This window comes from Microbacterium jejuense (genome assembly GCF_039544225.1).
Classification (GTDB): Bacteria; Actinomycetota; Actinomycetes; order Actinomycetales; family Microbacteriaceae; genus Microbacterium; species Microbacterium jejuense.
This window is the reverse complement of record NZ_BAABLG010000005.1, coordinates 296,239-319,090: the sequence shown is the minus strand read 5'-3', so window position 1 is coordinate 319,090 and position 22,852 is coordinate 296,239. Positions and strand designations below refer to the sequence as shown.

At 71.2% G+C, this 22,852-nt stretch carries 14 protein-coding genes; 1 reads left to right on the top strand and 13 read right to left on the bottom strand.

The features are described 5' to 3' along the window. Positions 1-275: 275 nt before the first annotated feature. A complete protein-coding gene (locus ABEA46_RS11060) occupies positions 276-1,919 on the top strand; it encodes a DUF4082 domain-containing protein (RefSeq protein ID WP_345544601.1) in 1,644 nt (547 codons plus the stop codon). Positions 1,920-1,992: 73 nt separating this feature from the next. On the opposite strand, the gene ABEA46_RS11055 is transcribed toward ABEA46_RS11060, so the two are convergent. From ABEA46_RS11055 to ABEA46_RS10995, 13 genes are all read right to left on the bottom strand, one after another. Further along, complete coding sequence (locus tag ABEA46_RS11055) at positions 1,993-2,256, bottom strand: acyl carrier protein (protein WP_345544600.1); 264 nt, start codon at positions 2,254-2,256, stop codon at positions 1,993-1,995. Between the two features lie 22 nt (positions 2,257-2,278). Beyond that, positions 2,279-3,568: a nucleotide sugar dehydrogenase gene (locus ABEA46_RS11050; RefSeq protein ID WP_345544599.1), complete on the bottom strand. Its 1,290-nt coding sequence runs from the start codon at positions 3,566-3,568 to the stop codon at positions 2,279-2,281. Beyond that, positions 3,565-4,887, bottom strand: a complete 1,323-nt coding sequence (locus ABEA46_RS11045; RefSeq protein WP_345544598.1) for a glycosyltransferase family 4 protein — start codon at positions 4,885-4,887, stop codon at positions 3,565-3,567. The genes ABEA46_RS11050 and ABEA46_RS11045 overlap by 4 nt, the downstream gene beginning before the upstream one ends. Before the next feature lie 9 nt (positions 4,888-4,896). Next, positions 4,897-6,123 (bottom strand): pyridoxal-dependent decarboxylase, exosortase A system-associated, encoded by a 1,227-nt coding sequence (locus ABEA46_RS11040; RefSeq protein WP_345544597.1) that lies wholly within the window; start codon positions 6,121-6,123, stop codon positions 4,897-4,899. Then, positions 6,120-7,691, bottom strand: a complete 1,572-nt coding sequence (locus tag ABEA46_RS11035; protein WP_345544596.1) for an acyl-CoA ligase (AMP-forming), exosortase A system-associated — start codon at positions 7,689-7,691, stop codon at positions 6,120-6,122. Before ABEA46_RS11035 ends, ABEA46_RS11040 begins: the two co-directional genes overlap by 4 nt. Next, positions 7,688-10,075, bottom strand: coding sequence for a glycosyltransferase (locus ABEA46_RS11030; protein WP_345544595.1), 2,388 nt, complete (start codon positions 10,073-10,075; stop codon positions 7,688-7,690). Before ABEA46_RS11030 ends, ABEA46_RS11035 begins: the two co-directional genes overlap by 4 nt. Beyond that, positions 10,072-11,553 carry an oligosaccharide flippase family protein gene (locus ABEA46_RS11025; RefSeq protein WP_345544594.1) on the bottom strand — a complete coding sequence of 494 codons (1,482 nt, stop codon included), beginning with the start codon at positions 11,551-11,553 and terminating at the stop codon, positions 10,072-10,074. The genes ABEA46_RS11030 and ABEA46_RS11025 overlap by 4 nt, the downstream gene beginning before the upstream one ends. 1 nt (position 11,554) lies before the next feature. Beyond that, the gene (locus tag ABEA46_RS11020; RefSeq protein ID WP_345544593.1) at positions 11,555-12,667 is read right to left on the bottom strand and encodes a DegT/DnrJ/EryC1/StrS family aminotransferase; all 1,113 of its coding nucleotides are present in this window, start codon (positions 12,665-12,667) and stop codon (positions 11,555-11,557) included. After that, positions 12,664-13,290 (bottom strand): NeuD/PglB/VioB family sugar acetyltransferase, encoded by a 627-nt coding sequence (locus tag ABEA46_RS11015; RefSeq protein WP_345544592.1) that lies wholly within the window; start codon positions 13,288-13,290, stop codon positions 12,664-12,666. The genes ABEA46_RS11020 and ABEA46_RS11015 overlap by 4 nt, the downstream gene beginning before the upstream one ends. Continuing rightward, positions 13,287-14,411, bottom strand: coding sequence for a DegT/DnrJ/EryC1/StrS family aminotransferase (locus ABEA46_RS11010; RefSeq protein WP_345544830.1), 1,125 nt, complete (start codon positions 14,409-14,411; stop codon positions 13,287-13,289). The genes ABEA46_RS11015 and ABEA46_RS11010 overlap by 4 nt, the downstream gene beginning before the upstream one ends. Positions 14,412-14,428: 17 nt before the next feature. After that, positions 14,429-15,424 (bottom strand): NAD-dependent epimerase/dehydratase family protein, encoded by a 996-nt coding sequence (locus ABEA46_RS11005; protein WP_345544591.1) that lies wholly within the window; start codon positions 15,422-15,424, stop codon positions 14,429-14,431. Further along, the gene (locus ABEA46_RS11000; RefSeq protein ID WP_345544590.1) at positions 15,421-16,482 is read right to left on the bottom strand and encodes a Gfo/Idh/MocA family protein; all 1,062 of its coding nucleotides are present in this window, start codon (positions 16,480-16,482) and stop codon (positions 15,421-15,423) included. Before ABEA46_RS11000 ends, ABEA46_RS11005 begins: the two co-directional genes overlap by 4 nt. A 71-nt stretch (positions 16,483-16,553) precedes the next feature. Next, positions 16,554-22,604 carry a DUF4082 domain-containing protein gene (locus ABEA46_RS10995; RefSeq protein WP_345544589.1) on the bottom strand — a complete coding sequence of 2,017 codons (6,051 nt, stop codon included), beginning with the start codon at positions 22,602-22,604 and terminating at the stop codon, positions 16,554-16,556. Between the last annotated feature and the right edge of the window lie 248 nt (positions 22,605-22,852).

Sequence of the window (22,852 nt, the reverse complement as noted above, 5' to 3'; positions counted from 1 at the left end):
GCGGCGCCGTTCAGAATGAGAAACCTCTCACCGCGGCCACGGGAGTACCATCGGATCCACTGGGGTTCTGCCGCGGCCGAGTACGCCGCCTTCCGTGATTTTCCGCGCCGCCCGACATCGTTGCGGCGCACGACACCGCGAGCATTCCCTCGGAGTGAGAAAGCTCTCACTCCGTCGTCGCGTGTGAACGCCCGTGCGAGGGTGGAACGCGCTGGCGATCGACGCCTGCCGGATCGGTGACATCGCGGTCCACAGATGACGAAGGAACTCCGAGCGTGCAATCTGACCTCTCGCTGCAGAGTCGCCGCAGCCGCCGCGACGCCGCCATCCGACCTCGCCTCAGCGTGTGGGCGCGCCTGGCAACGGCCTTCGCGATCGCTGTCGCTGCGGCTGTGACCGTGTCGCTCCTGTCGACCATGGGTGCGTCCGCCGCGACGCCGACCGGGGTGTTCGCAACCTCTGAGAAGCCGCGGACGCTCGCCGATCCGGACACCGTGTCGGTCGAGCTCGGCGTGAAGTTCACCGTCGCCGCCGCCGGTGTCGTCACGGGCGTCGAGTACTACTCCACTCCCGCCAACGGCGGCACCCACGTGGGTTCGCTGTGGGGCCCGGACGGCAAGCGCATCGCGAAGGCCACGTTCCCCGCCTCGACGAAGAGCGGCTGGGTCAGCGTCTCGTTCGCGACCCCGGTGACGGTGCAGCCCGGCAAGACGTACGTGGCTTCGTACCTCGCGCCGAAGGGCGGGTACGCGGTCACCGAGAACTTCTTCACCAAAGCCCGCACGGCGGGCGGCGTGACGTTCCCCAAGAACGCGGGCGTCTTCGCCTACGGCACGGGCGGATTCCCGACCAAGGTGTACAAGGCGTCGAACTACTACGTCGACGTGCGCTTCGTCGCCGGCACGCCCGGCACCGGCGCCACGCCCGTCGTCACGCCCACCTCCACCGCGAAGCCGAGCCCGAGCGTCACACCCACCAAGGCTCCGACCCCGGCACCGACCACGACTCCGACGAGCTCCCCCACTCCGACGGCCACCCCGAAGCCCACGACCAGCCCCACCCCCGCTCCCGGCGGCAGCGGTCAGAAGAACTGCATCACCACTCCCAGCGCCTGCGGGTACCCCGATGAGACGAACACCGGCGTGAAGCCCGGCGTCACTCTCACCCGCGTGCCTGAGGACGCCACCAGCGGCCCGGGCTGGTCGTGGCGCTCCGACATCCGCGCCGTCGAGACCACCGGCACCGGCGTGACGATCCAGGGCCTCAAGATCGCGAACGGCTCGATCATCGTCAAGCACAGCGGCGTGACGCTGCGCAACGTCTCGGTCGCGTCGACCGACTACTACCCCATCAACTGCGTGTACTCGGGGGCGACCCGTGACGCCGACAGCTGCCTCGGCCTGACCGCCGAGAACGTCGAGATCAAGGGGACCGCGAACTGCCAGGCGGCGATGGCGTTCAACGGCTACACGGCACGCCGCGTGTACGTGCACGGCTGCATGGACGGCTTCAAGGCGGACTCGAACGTCCTCATCGAGGACAGCTACGTCACCGCTCTGACGTACGTCCCGGAGTCGCGGCCCGGCGCCGGGGACGGCTCGCACAACGACGGGCTGCAGTCCACGGCGAGCGGCAACATCGTCGTGCGCCACACCACGTTCAAGCTGGGCGGCCAGCAGAACATGAACGCGGTGTTCCAGATGGGCATCCAGGGCCGTGTCGGCTCGGGCGTCACGATCCAGAACAACCTCATCGACGGCGGCGGATGGATGCTGAACTCGACGCCGATCAAGGGCATCGTCGTGAAGGACAACCGCTTCACGCATCGGTCGAGCTACGGCATCGGCTACGTCGAGGGCGGTTCCTGGACCGGCAACTACTGGGACGACACGCTCGCCCCGATCTCTGAGAACGACTGACGCCGGCCATCCGGCACGTCCCGCAGAGCCCACCCCCACCGCACCGGGGGCGGGCTCTGCGGCCGTGCGGCGATCAGGCCGCTGCGGCCGCGAGTTTCGCATCCACGAACGCGGTGAGCGCACCGACGGTCTCGAAGATCTCGGCGCCGAACTCGTCGTCGTCGATCGTGATGTCGAATCGTTCCTCGATCGTGGCCACGAGCTGCACGACGCCGAACGAGTCGAGCTCGGGGAGCTCGCCCAGCAGCACCGTCTCCTCCGTCAGTTCGTCGGGGGTCTGCTGCAGCTCGAGCGCGTAGATCAGCGCCTCGCGCACCGCCTCCAGGGAAGTGGTCATCGTCTGTCCTTCCTTGTATCCGTCAGATCCTGCTGAGTGCGAGCTGCGGCCAGTGCCGCGCCGGCGTGTTCGCGTCCAGTACGGGCACGCCCGCATCGAGGAGGACTTCCTGCGGGGCACGGTCGGACCCCAGGATGATGCCGTCGGCCCCGGCGATCGCGGCGGCCCGGGAGTCGACCAGGAGCCTCTCGAGATGCGGCAGCCGCAGCCGGATGTACGACTCGTTGCTGCCGACCAGTTCCGCCGGATTCACGACCTCGTCGAAGATGCGCACCTGCACGCCCTTGCCGGTCAGCGTCTCGGCGATGTCGACGTACGGGCTCTCGCGGAGGTCGTCGGTGCCGGCTTTGAAGGCCAGCCCGAGCAGGGCGACGCGCCGCCACCCCAGCGACAGCACGTGGTCCACCAGACGGCGCGTGTGCGAGGCGTTGCTGGGCAGCAGGCTCTCCAGAAGCGGCGCTGCCACATCGGCGTGGCGGACGGCATGGATCAGCGCCCGCACGTCCTTCGGAAGGCAGGATCCCCCGAACGAGGCGCCGGGCCGGAGATACCGCGCCGAGACGTTCAGCACCTTGTCCTCGACGAACACGGCCATGAGCGCATCGGCGTCGACATCGTACGCGTCCGCGAATCGCGCCATCTCGTTCGCGAACGCGATCTTCACCGCGTGGAACGCGTTGCTGGCGTACTTGACGGACTCCGCCGTCGCGATCGACACCTGGCGCACCGGAGCGGTCACCTGGTCGAAGAGATGGGTCACCGCGGCCAGCGCGACGTCGTCGTCCGTGCCGATGATCGTGAACGGCGGATGGCCGAAGTCGACGATGGCCGACGACTCGCGAAGGAACTCGGGGCAGTAGGCGACGCTGTAGCGTCCACCGGCCGGATCGGGCATGCGTGCCGCGACGAGGCGCTCGGTGGTGCCCGGCAGGAGGGTGCTGCGGATCACGACGGTCAGGTGCCGCCCCTCGGGATGCTCCTCGAGGAACCCGCCGATCTGCCCCAGCACGTCCTCGACGTAGCCGGTGAACAGAGCGCCGTTCGGCGCCGACGGCGTCCCCACGCACACGACGGCGACATCGGCGTCGTTCAGCGCCCGGGCGGCGTCCGTGGTGGCCGTCAGACGCCCGGCATCCACCACCTGCGAGATGAGGGCCGCCAGCCCCGGTTCGGCGAGCGGCGCGAGCCCGCGTCTGACCGCGAGCACCTTCTGACGGGCGAGGTCGACCCCTACGACGTGATGCCCCTCGTCGGCGAGGCAGGCGGCCGTGACACTGCCCACGTACCCCAGCCCGAACACGACCACTCTCATGCTTCCGCCCTCCTCTTCATGTCGGATGACTCCAGATCCATCCAGTGCTGCGGGACCGCCTCTCCGACGGCGGCGGCTGCCGTCGCGATCGACCGCTCGGCAGCGAGCCGCCCGTACGTCGATGTGAGCCGCTCGGCCTGGATCTCCCAGCACAGCTGATCCTCGAAGCGCTCGCGCCCGGCCTCTCCCATCCGCCGCGCCAGAGCCGGATCGACCAGGACCCGCTCCACCGAGTGGGCGAAGCTCCGGGCGTCGTTGTCGCGGTCCGCGTACAGCGAGGCATCCTTCGCCGAATAGCGCCCCTCGCGCACGTCGAACTGCACGATCGGCCGCCCCAGTGCCATGTACTCGATGATCTTGTTCATCGTCGACAGATCGTTCATGGGGTTGACCTCGTCGGGGTTCACGCAGACGTCGGCGTCCGCGAGGATGCTCTTCATCCGGTCGTCCGGCACGCGCCCGTGGAACTCGACCCGATCGGCGATCCCGCGAGTGCGCGCCAGGGCCTCCAGTCGCCCCCGGTCGGGGCCCGATCCGATCAGCGCGAGGTGCACGTCGAGATGCCGCTCTGCGACCAGCACCTTCACAGCATCGATCAGATACTCGATGCCCTCCTGACGCCCCATCACCCCGACGTAGCCCAGCAGGTGCTGATGCCCGCGATGCCAGTCCTCGCCGGTCGACCGGTAAGACGCCCACGAGCGCGACGGTCCCGAGCGCACCACCGTCACCTCCGCCCCGGGCACGCGGCCCCGCCTCATGGCGATGTCGCGGTAGCTCTCGTTGGTGGAGATGACGTGGTCGGCCCACGCGTAGCTGCGCTGCTCGCACAGGCGCGCGACGCCGACGAAGAACCACGAGAGCGGCATCCGCTTCGCCTGCACGAGTTCGGGGCCGATGTCGTGCTGATCGAAGACGAGCACGCTGCCGTCCTTGCGCTTGGCCCGTGAGGCCACGAGGTAGAGCAGATCGGGCGGGTTGCAGAAGTGGACGATGTCGAAGGGCGCGACGCCGCGCGCCACCTCGAACGTCCGCGCCATCCGGCTGAGCGAGACGACGTACTCGTTCACGTAGCCGAAGATGCCCTTCGCCTCGCGCGGCGCCTCGTAGCGGTGCACGCCGATGCCGTCGATCACGAAGTCGCCCACGGGATGGTGCTCATCGCTCGGGCAGACCACTGTCACGTCCGCGCCCGCGGCGGCGAGGGACGTCGCCTCCTGCCAGACGCGCCGGTCGAACGGCACGGGCAGGTTCTGGACCAGGATGGCGATGCGGCGTCCGGTCAGCGACTCCCCCGCACCGTCGAGTTCAGCTTCCATTTCTCCCCCTCAGACGAGGACTTCCGCCGGGGCCGGGTGGCCGAGGAACGCTGTCGGGCTGGCCGTCAGGCCGTACGCGCCCTGCTGGAAGACCACGATCAGATCGTCGAGCTGCGCCGGTGGCAGGTCGACATCGTCGCCGAGCAGGTCGAGCGGCGTGCACAGGCATCCCACGACGTCGACCGTCTCGGCAGGCTCGTCGTCGGCACGGGTGCCGACGACGAGCGGGTAGTTGCGTCGGATGGCCTGCCCGAAGTTGCCCGAGGCCGCGAGCTGGTGATGCATGCCGCCGTCGACGACGAGGTACGTCGTGCCGCGCGAGACCTTGCGGTCGAGCACCCGTGTGACGTAGATCCCGCATTCGCCGACGAGGTAGCGGCCCAGTTCGATCACCGGGACGGCATCGGGCAGCCGCTCGGCCATGGGGCCGTCCACGAGCTCGTGGAGCGACTGCGCCACGACGTCCAGCTCGAGGGGGCGGTCCTTCGCCGTGTACGGGATGCCGAACCCGCCGCCCAGGTTGACGTAGCGCACCGGGGAGCCGATGTGCTCCGCGAGGCGGCTCACGAGATCGACGGTGCGGCGCTGCGCAACGGCGATCGTCTCGGCGTCGAGGTTCTGCGAACCGGCGAACACATGGAACCCCAGCAGGTCTATTCCGGAATCGGCATATTCCCGGAGCACGTCCGGGATGATCTCGGCATCCATCCCGAACTGCTGCGGTCCGCCGCCCATGCGCATGCCTGAGCCCTTCACGGCGAAGTCGGGATTCACCCGCACGGCGACGTGCGGCACCTCGCCGAGCTCGTCTCCGGCACGGAGGACGCGCCCGAGCTCGGTCGGGGACTCGACCTCGACGATCACTCCGGCGGCGACGGCCTGCCGGATCTCGGCGGGCGTCTTGCCCGGCCCGGCGAAGCTCACCCTCTCGGGCCGGATCGGGGTGTCGAGCGCCGTCCGCAGCTCCAGCCCGGAGGCGACGTCGATGCGGTCGACGCGCCGGGCGAGATGCTGCACGACCGCCGGCATCGGGTTGGCCTTCATGGCGTAGCTCAGCTCCACCCGCGTCGGCAGCGCACCGCGCAGCCGGTGGACTCGGTCGTCGAGCAGACCTCGGTCATAGGCGAAGAAGGGCGTCGAGCCGACTCGGGCGGCAAGCCGGCCGACAGGCATGCCGCCGATCTTCAGTTCGCCGTCGACGGTGCCGAAGACCTCCAGGTGCTCCTGCGGTGTCATGCCGTCACCCCCGCGGCGATCGCGCGGCGATCGAACTTGCCGTTGGGCGAGCGCGGCAGCTCCGGCCGCGTCTCGATCGTGGACGGGAGCATGAACAGCGGCAGCAGCCGCCGCAGCCGGGCATGCAGCCCCGCCGGGTCGAGGTGCGGCGCCGCAGGCGCGACGACGAGGACGATGCGCTGACCGAGCTCCGGGTCGTCGACGCCGAAGGCGACGGCGTCGCGCACCAGCCCGGTGCTGTAGGCGGCCTCTTCGATCTCGGTCGGGCTCACGCGATAGCCCGAGGTCTTGATCATCTCGTCGCGCCGCCCGACGAAGGAGAGGAACCCCTCTTCGTCCGCGACGACGGTGTCGCCGGACCAGACCGCCCGCTCCGGCGCCCGCCACGGCTGGCCGGGATGCGGCAGGAGCCGGTAGCGCTCGGCGGTGCGCTCCGGGTCGTTCCAGTAGCCGAGTGCGACGAGGGCGCCCCGATGGACGAGCTCGCCCTCCTCACCCGGTGCGCATCGTGTGCCGTCGGGGCGGAGCACGAGGATCTCGGCGTTGGGGACGGCCCTCCCGATCGACCCGGGCCGGCGGTCGACCTCGGCGGGGTCGAGGTAGGTGGAGCGGAACGCCTCGGTGAGTCCGTACATGAGGTACGGCTTCGCCGCGGGGAAGAGCTCGCGCAGCCGGTCGAGTGCGGACCGCGGAAGCCGCCCTCCGGTGTTCGCGAAGTAGCGCAGCCGTGACGCCGCCGCCTCCGGCCAGGGCACCTGGGCGACCTGCAGCCACAGGGGCGGCACGCCGGTGAGTCCCGTCACGCCGTGGCGCTCGCACAGCTTGGGCACGTCGTGAGGCAGGAGATAGTTCATGAGGATCACTGCGGCTCCCACCGAGAAGGCCGTCGTGATCTGGCTCAGCCCCGCGTCGAAGCTGAGCGGCAGTGCGCTGAGGATGACGTCGTCAGCAGTGTTCTGCAGGTAGGTGCTGACGCTCTCGGCGCCGGCGATGAGGTTGCGGTGGCTGAGGACGACGCCCTTCGGGCGCCCCGTGCTGCCCGACGTGTACAGGATGGCGACCGGATCGACGTCGATCGTGTCGCAGGAACGAGGCTCGGCCGCGGCATCCTGCCCATCGTCCCAGAGGTGGATCCGCGGCGCGGCAGGAGAGCCGTCGGGACTCTTGCCCACGACGATGACGTCGGCGACGAGCGTGGCGCCGGGGAGGTCCTGCGCCAGCTGCCCGAGCCGATCGGCCGACGTGATCAGCACGCGCGCACCGCTGTCACCGAGGATGTGCGCCACCTGCGCCGGCTTGAGCACGTGGTTGATCGGCACGAAGATGCCGCCCGCGAGCGAGGTCGCGAACATCGCCGCGACGGTCTCGATCCTCTTGTCGAGGTAGATCGCCACACGGTCGCCCCGCTCGAGCCCGAGCTGCTGCAGTTGTGCCGCGGCGGCACGGGCGATCGCCCAGGTCTGGGCGTAGGTCACGGTGTCGTCGCGGGAGACGAGTGCGGTGGCGTCGGGGGTCGCCGCTGCCGCCTGGGCGAGCAGGTCGTGCACGTGGACGCGCGTCGGGGTCATGGCGCCGTCTCCTCGTCGAGCCAGGCCAGCAGCTGCCGCGCGCGCGACGACCAGCCGGCACCCGCCACCGAGCGCCGGATCTCACGGTGGTCGGTCCGCGTGCAGACGCTCTCGTGCACGAGTGACGCGAACGCCTCGGCCGAGTCCGCGGTGCTCACGAACCGGTCATCGAGGCCCTCGGTCGTCGCCACGTCGGTCGCCACCACGGGTCGGCCGGCGGCCAGATACTCGATGGTCTTCAGCGGGTAGCTGCGCCGGTTGAACATCGTGTCGGCATAGGGCGTGAGCCCGACGTCCATGCACGCGAGGTACGCGGGCAGGTCGTCGCGCGGCACGGCGGTCACCCACTGCACGCCGGGAAGACGGGTCAGCGCCGCGAACCGCTCCGCGGTGTCGGACGAGTGGAACCGCTGCGGCCCCACGAGCAGCAGGCCGATCCCGGTGCGCTGCACCGCCTGCAGGACGGACAGGTCGACGCGGGAGTTGAACTGACCGACGACGCCGGCGATCGGCGACGGGAGCCGCACGTCCTGCGCGCGAGCGACGTCCGGCCCCGCCAGCACGTCGAGGTCCGCGCCGTTGGGCAGCCAGCGCGACGCGCGGCTGGTGCGCTGCAGGTGGCGGCCGAGCTCGGGGGTGACGGCGAGCACCAGGTCCGCCTCGCGCAGGTTCGCCTCCCGCGCGGACCCGAGGTAGCGCCGGTCGACGCCCCACAGCGCGCCGGCCTCGACGAAGTCGTCGGTGGCGTAGTAGACCTTGCGACCGGGCAGCCGCCGGGTGCGGGCGAGCATCGGCGACGACGATGCGCAGATCACCGCGGAGGGGGTCAGCCCGTGCCGGCGGAGATACGTCTGGGCGATGACACCGCACCACACATCGGCGATCCACCGGAAGACGGGGCGCTGATTGGCGGGCACCGTGGCGCCGCGCAGACGGACGATGTCCGGCCCGGGGCGGGTCACCGCCGGCACCGCGGGCACCCGGCGATGCAGCGGGCTCTGCGTGGGGTCGACCCAGATCACCGGGCGGTGCCGCGAGATCTCGGTCACCAGCTGCCGGTCCGTCCCCGCGACGTCGTCCCATGCGACGCCAGGGAAGTACAGGATCGGGTCGCGAGCGGGTCCCGCGCTGCCGGGTGCGGGCATCCGACGCCCGCGCTCACCGGCGACCGGGACCGCGTTGAAGTCGTCCGTCGGCGCACCGCCGAGGCGGCGGGCCACCCCGCGCCGGAGGTAGTACCCGCCCAGCGCGCCGGCGGATGCCGCGGCCGCGAGGACCCGGCGCTTCTGAACCGCCCGCGCCGCCCACGCGTCCCGGTACACGGCGACCTGCCGATGCGCGGCCTTCGTGAGCGCGAAGTCCGCCACGAGCTCGCGGCTGAACGCGCCGAGCGCGCGGCGGTGCTCCTCGTCCGCGAGCAGCGGGGCGAGCTCTGCCCGCAGCCGACGGCGCCCCTGGTCGCGCCCGGGACCGACGCCGTACCAGCCCTGCCAGCGGAAGACGTCGGCGGTCTGCGGCGACAGCGTCTGGAAGAACCCATGCTCGCCCTGCACGATCAGCGGCTTGCCGAACGCGAGCGAGCGCAGCGCCGATCCGCCCATCCCGAGCACGACGTCCGCGGCGGCGTACGCGACCCTCGGGTCGGCGAGCTCCCCGGTGAACACGACGCTCCGGCGCGCGCGCCCCGCGTCGGCGCGGTCGGCGGCCTTCATCATGTCGGGGCGCGAACTGCCGTCGCCCACGATCAGCAGCTGGAACGGGAGCTCGTCCGCGAGCTCGCCCGCGACCTCGATCGCGGTGAGGATGCCCTCCGCCTTCAGGTCGGGGACGAGACGGCTCACGCACGCGACGACGGGGCGCCCGTCGAGCCCCCAGTCGGCCCGGAACGCCGCGATCTCGGCGTCAGCGGGCGGCACGTTGTGGGCGAGGTCCACCGGCGGCTCGATCAGCGTGACCGCCAGGCGCCCGCGCGCCTGCTCGACCGCCGAGATCTGCTGGGTGCCGACCACGAGCGGCATCCACCGGGGGACGAACGGCGCCACCGCCATGGACATCACGGTGCAGACGGCCGCAGCATCCGGGAAGGACTCCGTCGCGAGCGCGGCCTCCAGCGCGGGCGGCCATTCGTAGCCGTGCACGATGTCGATGCCGCGATCGGCCACGAGCTCCCGGATGGCCCGCGCCACGTTCGGCGACGGCCGCCGCCCGGGCTCGGGCGACTCGACGAACTCGAGGCCGAGCTCGTCGATGCGCGCGCACAGCGTGCCGCGCGGCCCGAACACGATGCACTCGTGCCCGATCGCGGCCACCGCTGCCGCCAGCTCGATGGCGTTGAGCTGGCTGCCTCCGAGGTCGAGGTCGTGCGGGCAGACGAGGATCCTCACGGCGTCGCCCCCTCCGCCGACTCGGCACGGGCCGTCCGCAGGATGCCCAGGCTGCGTCTGGACAGCAGGAGCAGCCCCGCGCTCACCGCGACCGAAAGGACGCCGGCGAGCGCGGCGGCGAAGAAGGCCGACGCGATCAGCTGCGCGCACAGGATGCTGGCGCCCAGCGCGACAGCGCCGCCGAGCAGCGGGACGAGGGTGGCGCGGGCCAGCGCGAGCAGGTGCACGCCGGCACGCCCGAGAGCCCAGCCGTAGCCGCCGATCATGACGGCCGCCGCCACGAGGAACTGCGCGGCGGCGACACCGGCGATGCCTCCGCGATCGGCGCCGACCAGCAGCGCCGGGACGAGGACCGCGAGCCACGCGAGCTGGATGACCAGCAGCGCCGTGGACCGCCGCTTCACGGCCAGGAAGTCGTACGACAGCTCGAAGACGATGCGGATCGCCGCCTGCAGCGCGAGCCACTGCAGCGCCAGCGCGGCCGGCGCCCAGACCGCACCGTAGACGAAGGTGACGACCGGCAGCGCGGCCCCCGAGAGGAACGCGCACGCCGGCAGCGCGACGGCCAGCACGACCCGGAACGCCGCCCGGAAGCCGGCATCCATCCGTCTCGCATCGCTCTGGATCCGCGCGAACGCGGCGGGCGCAACCGCCCGGATCGGCTGCGACAGCATGTTCACGGGCCAGCTGGCGAGGTTGAAGGCCAGCACGTAGAAGCCGAGCGCCTGCGAGCCGAGCAGCGCGCCGACGATGAGCTGATCGGCGTACGCGACGGCGAAGACCACGATGCTCGCCCCGGCGAGCGGCAGGCCGAAGCCCAGCAGCGGCCGCACGAGCGTCCGATCCCAGCCGAAGCGCAGCCGTTCGGGAGAGAACGCGATGATCATCGCGGAGAAGACGACGGTGGCGACGACGCGGCCGATCGCGAGACTCATCGCCCCGACGCCCACGACGGCCAGGACGATCGAGATGCCGGCGCCGAGCCAGACGTTGACCTGGTCCGCGATGGTGCGCCGACCCTGCTGGAACCCCCGCTGCAGCAGGGCGGCAGGCGTGGCCACCAGCCCGTTCAGCGGCACGCACACGAGCATGAGCTGGACGACGGCGGTCGCGCCCGGGTCGCCCATCGCCGCGGCGAACACGGGCGCGACGGCGAGTCCGACGGCGAAGATCAGCGTGCTCGCCACGACCGAGATCGTCGTCACGGTCGGTGCGATGCGACGAGGATCGCCGTCCCATCGCACGATGGCGAGGCTCACTCCGAGCTCGTTGAAGCTCAGCACGGCCATCAGTGCGACCATCGCGACGGCGAAGGTGCCGAACTCCTCGGGTCCGAGCAGGCGTGCGATGACGATGCCGATCGCGAGGCCGCTGAGCTTGCCGATCACGGTGTTGGCGAAGCTCCATCCCAGTGCGCGGCGCGCGGTGGGCGGACGCGAGCCGCGTGCGGTGTCTGCCGTCGGTCCGTGCAGCCGCATGTCATGCTCCGACCGCGCAGGCGAGGGCATCGGCCACGGCGTCCTGCTGCGCGGGGGTGAGGTGCGGGAACATCGGCAGCGAGAGGATCCGGTCCGCGGCGGCCTCCGCCGTGGGGCACTGACCGCGCCGGCCGCCGAGGGCCGCGTACGCCTCGGTGAGGTGCACCGGAGTCGGATAGTGGATGCCGCACCCGACGCCGGCTGCCGCCAGCGCATCCGCCACGCCGTCGCGATCGGCGACCCGGATCACGTAGAGGTGCCAGACGTCCGCGTTGCCGGGGCGGACGGCCGGCGTCCGCACGTCGCCGATGCCGGCGAGCAGCTCGTCATAGCGTGCGGCCGCTGCCGCCCGGGCGGCGTTCCAGCCGTCGAGCCGGCGCAGCTTGGCGCGCAGGACTGTCGCCTGCACGGCGTCCAGCCGCGCGTTGATGCCGACGCGGTCGTGCACGTACTTGGCCGAGCTGCCGTGCGCCGCGAGGTTCCTCACGCGGTCGGCCAGCGCGGCGTCGTTCGTCATGACCGCTCCGGCGTCGCCCGCCGCCCCGAGGTTCTTGCCGGGGTAGAAGCTCGTCGCCGCGATCCTGGCGACGGCGCCGGCGCGGCCGGCCGGCCCTCGCGCACCCTGCGACTGTGCGGCATCCTCGACGATCTCCAGTCCGTGCCGCGCGGCGATCGGGCCGATGAGCTCCATCGGGGCGGTCTGGCCGAAGAGGTGGACGGGCACGATGGCCTTCGTGCGGCTGGTGATGGCGGCCTCGGCGGCCTCAGGGTCGATGAGCAGGTGTTCGTCGTCGACGTCGACGAAGACGGGCACCGCGCCGACGCGAGAGGCGGCCTCGGCGGTCGCGATGAAGGTGTTGGCGGGCATGATGATCTCGTCGCCCGGCCCGACCCCGACGGCCCGGTAGGCCAGTTCGAGGGCGTCGGTGCCGTTGGAGACGCCCACGACGTGCTCGACCCCGATGTACTCGGCGTACTCGCGCTCGAACGCCTCGACCGCGGCGCCGCCGATGAACGCGGCGGCGGCGAGCTGGTCGCGCCAGACCGGGATCACCTCGTCGGCGATCTCGGCCTGCTGCGCGGCCAGGTCGAGGAAGGGCACCCGCGCGTTCATGCCGGCCTCCGGATCTCTCGCGCCGGCACGCCCGCCCACGTCGCGCCGGCGGGCACGTGATCCAGCACGACGGCGCCCATGCCGACGGTCGCCGCCTCGCCGATGGTGAGCCCCTGCCGCACCGACGCGTTCATGCCGAGGTAGGCGGCCGGGCCGATGCGCACCGTCCCGCCCAGCGCCACTCCGGCGGCGAGCGTCACGAAGTCCTCGAGGACGTCGTCGTGGGTGATCGTGCAGTTCGGCATGACGACGACGTGGTGCCCGAGTGCGGCATCCGCGGTCACGACGACGTTGTCCAGGACGATGCTGCCGGGGCCGATGCGGCTCGACCTTCCGATGCGGGCCGATCGTGCGACGTAGGTGGCGTACCGGTCCGCGCCGACGCCTGACTCGCGGAGGCGGCGGACCACGGCGCGGCGGCCCTGACTGCGCCCGACGCACACCAGCAGCGCCTCGGGGCGCGCAGCGACGTCGCCGACGGTTCCGACGACCGGGATGCCGCCGACAGTGGTTCCCTGCAGGTCCGCGTCGTCGTCCACCATGCCGACGACGCCCGTGATCCCGGCCGCGATCACCTCGCGGGCCAGTCCGCTCGCCCCCACCAGCAGGATCCCCTCGTTCACGATGCCACTCCGTCCGGTGTGCGCAGGACGGCGATCACACGCTCCTGGTCCTCGTCCGTCAACTGGTGGAAGACGGGCAGGATGAGCGTGGCGTCGGTCAGGCGCTCGGTGACGGGGAGGCCTGACTCGGGGGTCAGCTCACGGTAGGGCGGCTGGCGGTGGGCCGCCATGATGCCGCGGCGCGCCGAGACATCGGCGCGCGCCAGCGCCTCCATCAGCCCGTCGCGGTCCGTCGGGTACCCCGCGCCGACCTCGACCCAGAACGACTGGTAGTTGCCGGTGCCGTATTCCGGATCGGCGACCGCGCGGAGCCCGTCGATCCCCTCGACGGCGTCCTGGTACCGTGCGGCGATCTCACGCCGTCGCGCCACGATCTCGGGAAGGCGCCCGAGCTGCACGAGTCCGACGGCGGCCTGCAGGTCGGTCATCCGGAAGTTGAAGCCGACCTCGGTGTACTCCTCGGGCGGCGGCAGCACTGACGCGTGTCGGTCGGCCGCCGAGACGCTCATCGCGTGCTCGCGCAGGTGGCGGGCACGGTCGGCCCAGTCCGGGTTGGCGGTCGTGAGCATGCCCCCCTCGCCGGTGGTGAGGAGCTTGCGCGGGTGGAAGGACCAGGTCGCGATCTCGGCGCCTGCGCCCACCGGACGCCCCTTGTAGACGGACCCGGCCCCGCACGCGGCATCCTCCACGACGACGATGTTGAGCTGATCGGTGAACGAGCGGATGTCGTCGATGTCGACGGGGACGCCGCCCTGATCCACCGCGATCACCGCCCGGGTCTGCGGCGTCAGCGCGTCGGCCACGGTGTGACCGGTGACGTTGCCGGTGACCGGATCGACGTCGGCGAACACCGGGGTCGCGCCGACGTAGCGGACGGCGTTCGTCGTGGCGATGAACGAGAACGACGGCACGACGACGTCGTCGCCCGGGCCGATGCCCGCCACGATCAGCGACAGGTGCAGCGCAGTGGTGCAGCTGCTGGTGGCGACCGCGTGGCGCGCCTGCATCGCCTCGGCGAACGCCTGCTCGAACCGCGCCACCCGCGGCCCCTGCGCGACCCAGCCGCTCGCGATCGCCTCGGCGACGGCATCCGTCTCCTCCTGTCCCATCCACGGGACCATCACGTTGATGCGGCCGGTCACGGGACGCTCACCGCCCGTCCCGCAGAGATCTCCTCCCGGAGGGGCCTCCACCAGTCGACGAGCAGCCGCAGGCCCTCCTCGAGCCCGATCGTCGCCTCGAACCCGAGGTCGCGGCGGGCCGCCGACGTGTCCGCGAGGCGGCGCACGACGCCGTTGACCGCGCGCTCCGGCCCGTGCTGGACGCCGACGTCGGAGCCCATCGCGCGCAGCAGCGACTCCGCCAGGGCGAGAAGGCTCGTCTCGGTGCCGCTGGCGATGTTGTACGTGCCGGCGACGACGTCGCTCTGCGCGGCGAGCACGTTCGCCCGCGCGATGTCGGGGACGCAGACGAAGTCCATCGTCTGCTGCCCGTCGCCGAAGATGAGCGGCGATCGCCCATCGGCGATGCGCTCCATCCAGCGCACGAGCACCTCGGTGTACAGGCCGTGCACGTCCATGCGCGGGCCGTACACGTTGAAGTAGCGCAGCACGACATAGTCGAGGCCTTCCATGGCACGGAAGCTGCGGATGAGGCCCTCGTCGAACGTCTTCGCGGCGCCGTAGAGGGTGTCGTTGTTCTCGTGGTGGTGCCGCTCGGTCGTCGGGAACTCCTCGGCCATGCCGTAGACCGACGCGCTCGAGGCGGCGACGAGCTTGCGCACACGGTGCCTCGCGGCGGACTCGACGACGTTGAACGTGCCGTCGACGAGCACCTCGAGGGCCAGGCGCGGCTCCTCAGCGCACTGCGTGATGCGGATGGCCGCCTGATGGAAGACCACGTCCGTGCCGGCGGTGAGGTCGTCGACCAGGGCGGCGTCGCGGATGTCGCCCTCGATCAGGTCGACCCGCCCGCTCGCCAGGGCGTCGTCGAGGTTGGCGCGACGGCCGCGCACCAGGTTGTCCAGCACATCGACGTGGGCGACGCCGGCGGCCAGCAGTTCGTCGACGAGTGTGGAGCCGATCGTCCCGGCCCCGCCGGTGACCAGGACGCGGGACCCCTGCAGTCCGGTCATGCGCGCTGCGCCTCTCGCTCGAGGGACTCCACCGGCTCGGGGGCGCCATGGGCACGAAGACTGCGGGATGCCGCCTCCAGGACGGACAGCACGCGCAAGCCGGAATCGCCGCTGGTGCGCGGGGCCCGGCGTTCGCGGATCGCGCTCGCGAACTCGCTCGCCACGCCCGCCAGCGCTTCGTGCTCGGGCAGTGCCGGCGCCCAGGTGTCGCCGAGCCGGTACGAGATCTGCGCCGCGCGCTCGTCGGCGGTCTCTTTCGAGTGCAGCGCCAGGTCGACGCCGCGGTCGTACACGCTCAGCCGCTGCTGCGGATTGAGATCGTCCCACACGAGCGTGCGCCGGGTCCCTCCGATCACCATCTGCCGGATCTTGGTCGGGCTCAGCCAGTTGACGTGCACGTGGGCGATGCCGCCGATCGCGAGGGGCATCGCCAGGTAGCCGATGCACGACTTGCCGGTGTGCAGCGGATCGGCGCCGTGCGCCGAGACCGACGTGACGTCGAGGCCGCCCGGGAGGACGAAGTCCACGATCGAGAGATCGTGGGGCGCGAGGTCCCAGAAGACGTCGACGTCCGGTTGGATGAGGCCCAGGTTGATCCGCACGCTGTCGACGAACAGGATGTCGCCGAGGGCGCCCTCCGCGATGAGCTCGCGGATCTTGAGCACGGCCGGCGTGTAGCAGTAGGTGTGGTCGGCCATGAGCACCAGCCCGTTCGCGCGGGCACGGGCGACCATCTCGGTGCCGCGGTCCCAGCCGTCGGCGAGCGGCTTCTCGACGATCACGTGCTTGCCGGCTTCGAGCGCCGCCAGCACGATCGCGTGGTGCGTGCGCGCCGGCGTGGCGACGGCCACGGCGTCGATGCCGGGGTCGTCGAGCACGTCCTCCAGGCGGGCGGTCACCGGGGCGCCGCCCACGCCGTCGGCGATGCGGGTCGCGCGCACGAGGTCGAGATCGCAGATCGCTGCGAGGTTCCAGTCGGGCGATGCGCGGAAGTTGCGAGCCAGATTCGGCCCCCAGTAGCCCGCACCCACGACGGCCACGTTCAGGTGAGAAGGCACGCCGAATACACCCCCAATCTCTTCGCTCCGGCCCCCATGGCGGAGTGATCGTTACATCCGGCTATCGGTGTTCAGTTGTCTGGGTCGAAGATGATGTCGACCCAGAGTTTGGTGTTGGTGGTCAAGCTCGGGTACCCCGTTCCGTAGACGTAGGCGCCGCCGGTCGAATAGGTCGAGATCGGCCCGTTGGTCACGACGCTGCTCAAGCCTCCGTTGGTGGTCGCGTAGACGCGGGACGTGCTGTACATGCTCACCCGGTACTGCGCGCCGACGGTGAGGCGGACGGGTGTCGACAACTGGGCGGTCTGCCAGCCGGACGCGGTCTCGCCGGTGAACGTGACGGTGGCCAGGCGCTGACCGTTCGCGTTCCAGAGCGAGCCGGTGTGCGTGCCGGTGTTCGCCGTCCCCTTGTAGAACTTGATCGCCGTGACGACGCCCGGCGCGCTCGTGCGGAACCGCGTGCCCGCGTTGATGTTGAGCACCGTGCTGCTGTTGGCGTTGCTCGGCGTGCCAGTCGGGAACAGGCTCACCTGGTCCGGCTTGGCCATCGTCGTGAACGACCACGTGCCGTTCGCCACCGCGGTGCCGTTCGCCGTGACCGTCGCGGTGTACGCCGTCGTCCACCCGAGTGCGGCGGAAGGCGTGAAGGTCACCACACCGGTCGCGGCGTTGAAGGCGGAGGTGCCTGCGACGTTCGTCGCGCCGGCCTTGAGCGTCAGCGTCGCCGACCCGGCGCCGGTCAGCGTCGCAGTGATCTTGACTGTCGCGGGATCGACGTTCGCAGCGGACGCGGCGGGCGACGTCGCAGACAGCGTCGCGGGGGCGATCGTCGTGAACGACCAGGTCCCGCCGGCCATGGCGGCGCCGTTCGCCGTGGCGGCGACCGTGTAGGTCTTCGCGTAGGCGAGGGCCGCGCTCGGGGTGAAGGTCACGACGCCCGTCGCGGCGTTGAAGGTCGACGTGCCCGCCACGGCTGCTCCGGCCGAGGTGACCGCCAGCGATGCGGAGTCCGCGTTGGTCAGGGTCGCCGTGATCGACAGGCCGGACGGCATGACGTTCGTGGCGTTCGCCGCCGGCGTCGTCGAGGTGATCGCCGCCTCCGGGACCGTCGTGAACGTCCACGTTCCGCCCGCGATCGGGGCGGAGTTGGCCGTGACGGTGGCGGAGTACGTCTTGCCGCGCTGCAGCGGCGCGCTCGGCGTGAAGGTCACGACGCCGGTCGCCGCGTCGAACGCGGAGCTGCCGGCGACGGCCGCCCCGCCCAGGGTGACGGCGAGGGACGCGGAGGTCGCATTCCCGAGGGTCGCCGTCACCACGGCGGTGAGGGCGACGTTGGTCGCTCCCGCGGCGGGCGCCACGGACACGAGCGTCGGCCGGAAGTCGATCACGGGCTCCACGAAGTAGGCGGACGCGCCGGACGACTGGTCCGGGAAGCCGCCGCTGGAGCCGTAGCGGAAGCGGCCGTTGGTCGTGGCCGGTGCCGTGATGTCGCCCGACACCTTGGGGCTCGTGAAGTAGCCCCCCGTGTACGAGTAGCCGCCGTTGGGCGCCAGGTACGACACGACGTAGGTCTGACCGGGCGAGACCGAGATCGGCGTCGCGATGGCCGCGCTCTGCCATCCCGAGGCGGACTCGGCCAGGAAGGTCACCTGCGAGAGCGCCACGCCGTTGCTGTCCCACAGGGTGCCGCGATGGACGCCGGTGTTCCCCTCGCCCTTGTAGAACCGGATCGCGGTGACCTTCCCGACCTTGCCGACCGTGAACGCCGTGCCGACCTCGACCGGCTCGGTCTCGGCGACAGCCGCCACCTGCGGCGTGTCGGCGCCGAACAGCGTCTGCATCGTGCCGGCGGGGGCTTCGGCGACGCGGAAGACCCAGGAGTCGAGGGTCGCGCCGTCCAGGACGACGGCGGCCGTGTAGTTGCCCGAGTTCAGCAGCGCAGCGGCGGGCACGAACCGCACCACCCCCGTCGTGCGAGTGAACGAAGAGGTCCCTGCGACGGGGCCGGCGGGACCCGTCACCGTGAGGGACGGGGTCTGCGAGGCGCTCACCCCGCTGACGGTCGCCGAGACCACGGCATCGACGGCGACGCCGTCCGCCCCGCGGGCGGGAACGGTGCTGGAGACGGCGAGCGCCGACTGCACGACGAACTCGACGTCGACGAAGTAGTTCGTCGAGTTGTACGTGTCGGTCGGCACCGTCCCCCCGGTGCCGTAGCGGTAGCGGCCGTTCTCGCCGGCGATCGTCGTGAGCGGTCCGCTCGAGACCGCCGCCGACAGGGCCGCTGCGGTATACGCGTACCGCCCTGCGGGAGCGAGGTACGACACCGTGTAGGTCTGTCCCGGCCCGATCACGACGGGGCTGGAGAGCACCGCCCGCTGCCAGCCGGAGGCCGTCTCGTTGGTGAAGGTGACCTGCGCCAGCCGGGTCCCGTCCTGCGCCCAGAGCGACCCGACGTGCACCCCGGAGGTGGCCGCGCCCTTGTAGTACCGGATGGCGCGGATCTCGCCCACGACCGACGTCGTGAACGCGAGGCCGAGCTCGACCGATGCCGTGTCGCCCGTCTCGGCCGGCACGGCCGGCGTCGTGGCGGCGAAGAACGTGGAGATCGCCTGCCCGGCGGACGGGGCGACGACGAACGACCAGGCGACGTCCGAGCCCGCGGCGCCGTTCGCGCCGACCAGTCCCGTGATCGCGACCGAGACCGAGGCGCCGCGGGCGAGGGCGGCCGACGGCGTGAAGACGATCGTCTTCGCGTCCGACGACAGCGCCCACGCGCCGGCGACGGCGACGCCGTCGGCCTTCACCGCACCCTGGTATCCGGTGGCCACCGCGCCGTCGAAGACGGCGGAGATCGTCGTGGTCGGGGCGGCGTCCAGCGACGCGTGCTGCGGCGACACCGACACGAGCGCCGGAGCGACCGCGGCGGGGATGAAGATGACGTCCACGCCGTAGCCGGCCGTCGAGGTCTGCGACGGGAACCCGCCGCTGTAGGTGAACGCCCCACCGTCGGCGCCGACCGTCAGCGGCCCGCGCGTGTACCCGGTGCTGAACTGGCCCGCGGTCACCGCGTAGCCGCCGGCAGGAGCCAGGTACGCGGCGGTGTACGTCTGCCCCGGGGCGACGCTGATCGGGCTCGGCAGGGTGACCGTCTGCCACCCGGTCGTCGATTCGTTCTGGAAGGTCGCCGTCGAGAGCTGGCTGCCGTTCGCGGCCCACAGCGAGCCGACGTGCGTGCCGGTGTTGGCGGTCCCCTTGTAGAACTTGATCGCCGTGATCTTGCCCGCCACCTGGACGCTGAACTTCACGCCCAGGGTGACCGAGTCCCGGTCGGCGTCAGACCCCACCGTCGGTGTCGAGCTCTCGGGGAACAGCGAGCACGGGCACTGCCCCTCGGGCAGGTCGACGCCCTGCGTCGTGAAGCTCCACGGGGATGCCGCATCCAGTGCGATGCCGTTGAGGTCCTTGGCCGCCGGCGTCACCGTGTACGTGGTCGAGGCGGCGAGTGCGGTCACCGGGGCGAAGCGTGCGGTCTTCGTCGCGGCGTCGTACGAGACGGTGCCCGCGACGGCGGTGCCGCCGGCATCCTTCACCGACATCCCGACCGTCGCGGGGTCCGCCGGACGTGTGAACGTCGCGGTGATCGCCGTCGCGAGCGGGACGCTGGATGCCCCCGCCAGCGGTGTGCGGGCGCTGATGCGCAGCGGCGACGAGTCCGACTTCGCGAACAGCACGTCGACGTAGTAGTTGCCCTCCTTGTACGTGGAGGTCGGGAAGCTGCCGGCACCCGCATAGACACCCGGTGCGTCGGTGCCCGCGACGTTGTCGACGCTCAGCGGCGGCGAGGTGACCGACTTGTACGGCCAGTACAGCTCCGTCGACGCGTACCGGCCCTGCGGGGCGGTGTACGAGACGGTGTAGCGCGTCCCCGCGACGACCTCCACGGGGCTCGTGAACTGCGCGGTCTGCCAGCCGGTCGCCGTCTCGTTCGTGAAGGTGACGGATGCGAGCCTCGTGCCCGACGCGTCCCACAGCGAGCCGACGTGCGTACCGCCGTTGCCCGTGCCCTTGTAGAAGCGGACGCCCGTGACGAATCCGTCCGTCGCCGGTGTGAAGCGCAGCCCGAGCTCGTACGCGCCGGCATCGCTGGTCGCGGCCACGGCGGGAACGCTGTTCCCGAAGACGCTCGCGGGGCCGGTGATGCTGAGGCTCCGGGCCGTCCCCGCCGTGGAGTAGTTGGCGCTGTCGTCGATCGCACGCACGATCAGCGGCGTCGTGCCCGCTCCGGTCTGGACGTAGCTGAACGTCCAGCTCGTGGTGCCCTGGGCCGGGTGCCAGGTCGCGCCGCCATCGCTGGAGAACTCGACTCCTGCCACCCGGCCTCCGACATCGCTCGCCGAGCCGGTGGCCGTGACGGCGGTGCCGTTGGCGATCGACTGGCCCTCGACCGGCGAGGTGATCGTGACCGTCGGTGCGGTCGTGTCTGTGCTCTTGGTCGCCGCCACCAGGCCCGCCATCAGCGTCCCGGGCTGTGCGCCCATGTCGGCCAGCAGATTGACCTCGGCCTGCTGCATGCGCACATCGGCGGCGGCCCCGTCGCCGTCGTGCGTCTGGTCGAGCCCCCAGCCCCACTGGATGCTCGCGGCCGAGAACACCAGCGCTCCGCTGGCCGCCTTGTAGAGCGTGACGTGATGGGTCGTCGTGCCGGACACCACCGTGCTGCCGTAGTCCGTCAGGTACTGCGGGGTCGGTCCGGTCGTGGTCGACAGCCTGATCAGGCCCTGCGGACGGGATCCGTTGTCGAGGTCCTCATTCGCCTCGTAGCCGATGGTGTGGGCGGCGAGGGATGCCGTCGTCCCGGCCGCCAGTGATGCCAGCGACGTGTTGCGCCACAGTCTGGTCTTGCCCTCTTCGCTGCTCACCTTCACGGCGAGGTCCACGTCGTTGACCATGTACATGGTTCCCGAGACGGAGTTCTCGGGCAGCCCTGCTCCCTGCGCCCGCGTCGCGAAGCGCGGGTCGCGCCAGGTGCCCGTCCACTGGGCATCGGGGTCGATCTTGGCGTCGCTCCAGGTCTCTTTGTACGACACGAGGGTGCGATAGGCGGTGCCGGTTCCGTCGACGGAGTTCTCGTACCGGGTGTGCCAGTACCCCTCGTTGCCCGCCAGGAACTGCATGTTCACGCCCGCGTCGCGCGCGGCCTCGACGTTCGCCCGCTGCGCGGCGGACCAGTACTCGTCGTGGCCGACCGACAGGAAGACCTTGTGATTGCGCAGCTCGCCGCCGCGCCGGTCGGTGTCCACCCCGGCCAGGTAGCTGATGTCGTAGCCGTTGCGCTCCATGAAGCGCACCGTCGCGTACTCCGAGCTGAAGTAGAAGTCGCGCCCCGACACGTTGCCGCGCGTCGCGAAGGGCCGGTTGTAGCTGATCTTGTAGGCGCGCCCGTTGGCCGCGCCCTGGTAGAAGTCCGAGCCGCCGTACGTGTTGTACGCCTGCCAGGTCGGGTCGGACGTCTGGAACAGCACGTCGGAGTGGTTGCCGTCGTTGCGGACGATGAAGGTGATGTGGCTCGCGTCGCCGTTGTCGGTGCGGGTCAGCTTGGCGACGTACACGCCCGACACGGCGTCGGCGGGCACGTTCCACGACGCCGACACCCCCCAGTTGCCGCAGTCGTAGAGCTCGGTGGTGACGTCCGAGATGCACGACGGCTGCCTCTGCGGCAGCGTCGCGCTCACCGGGACCGCGGTGATGAAGCGGGCCCCGAGACCCTGGTACCAGCCGGTGCGGTAGACGTCGATCGTGTAGGAGCGCGCCGTGGTGTCGATCTTGAAGTCGATGCGCTGTCCCGCGTTCACCGAGATGTCGGTCGCGAAGCCCTGGATCGTCGAGTCACCCGCCCCATCGATGTCCCACACCGACGGGTCGGTGCCGGGTCTCTGGTTCTCGCAGACGATCGGGTTGATGTTCGCGCCGCACGGGCTCGCCGCGCGGGCCTGCGGTCCCGGCGAGATCGCGATGATCATCGCGCCCACCAGGGCTGCGAGCGCAGCGAAAGTGACGGTCTTCCTGCGGTACGACTGCGCGCCGGGCAGAGCCGACGCCAGAGGCTGGTTGATCCCCATGAGCTTCCCTGTTCCCGACGCCCTCGTCGGTGCTGCCTTCCCGTCGGCCTTCGGGTGACCGGCTGGGAAGACATCCGCGTGCGATACATCCCCAGTGCCCGCGGAGGGTCCCGCGCGAAGTATAACCACAAGCTGACGCCGAATGGAACCCGGACGACCAAACACGCCGACGATCGGGCGGTACGCACCCGGGAAGGCGGTGCACAAACGCCGCACGGATCCGCGAAGATGCGGCTACGCCGTGCGGC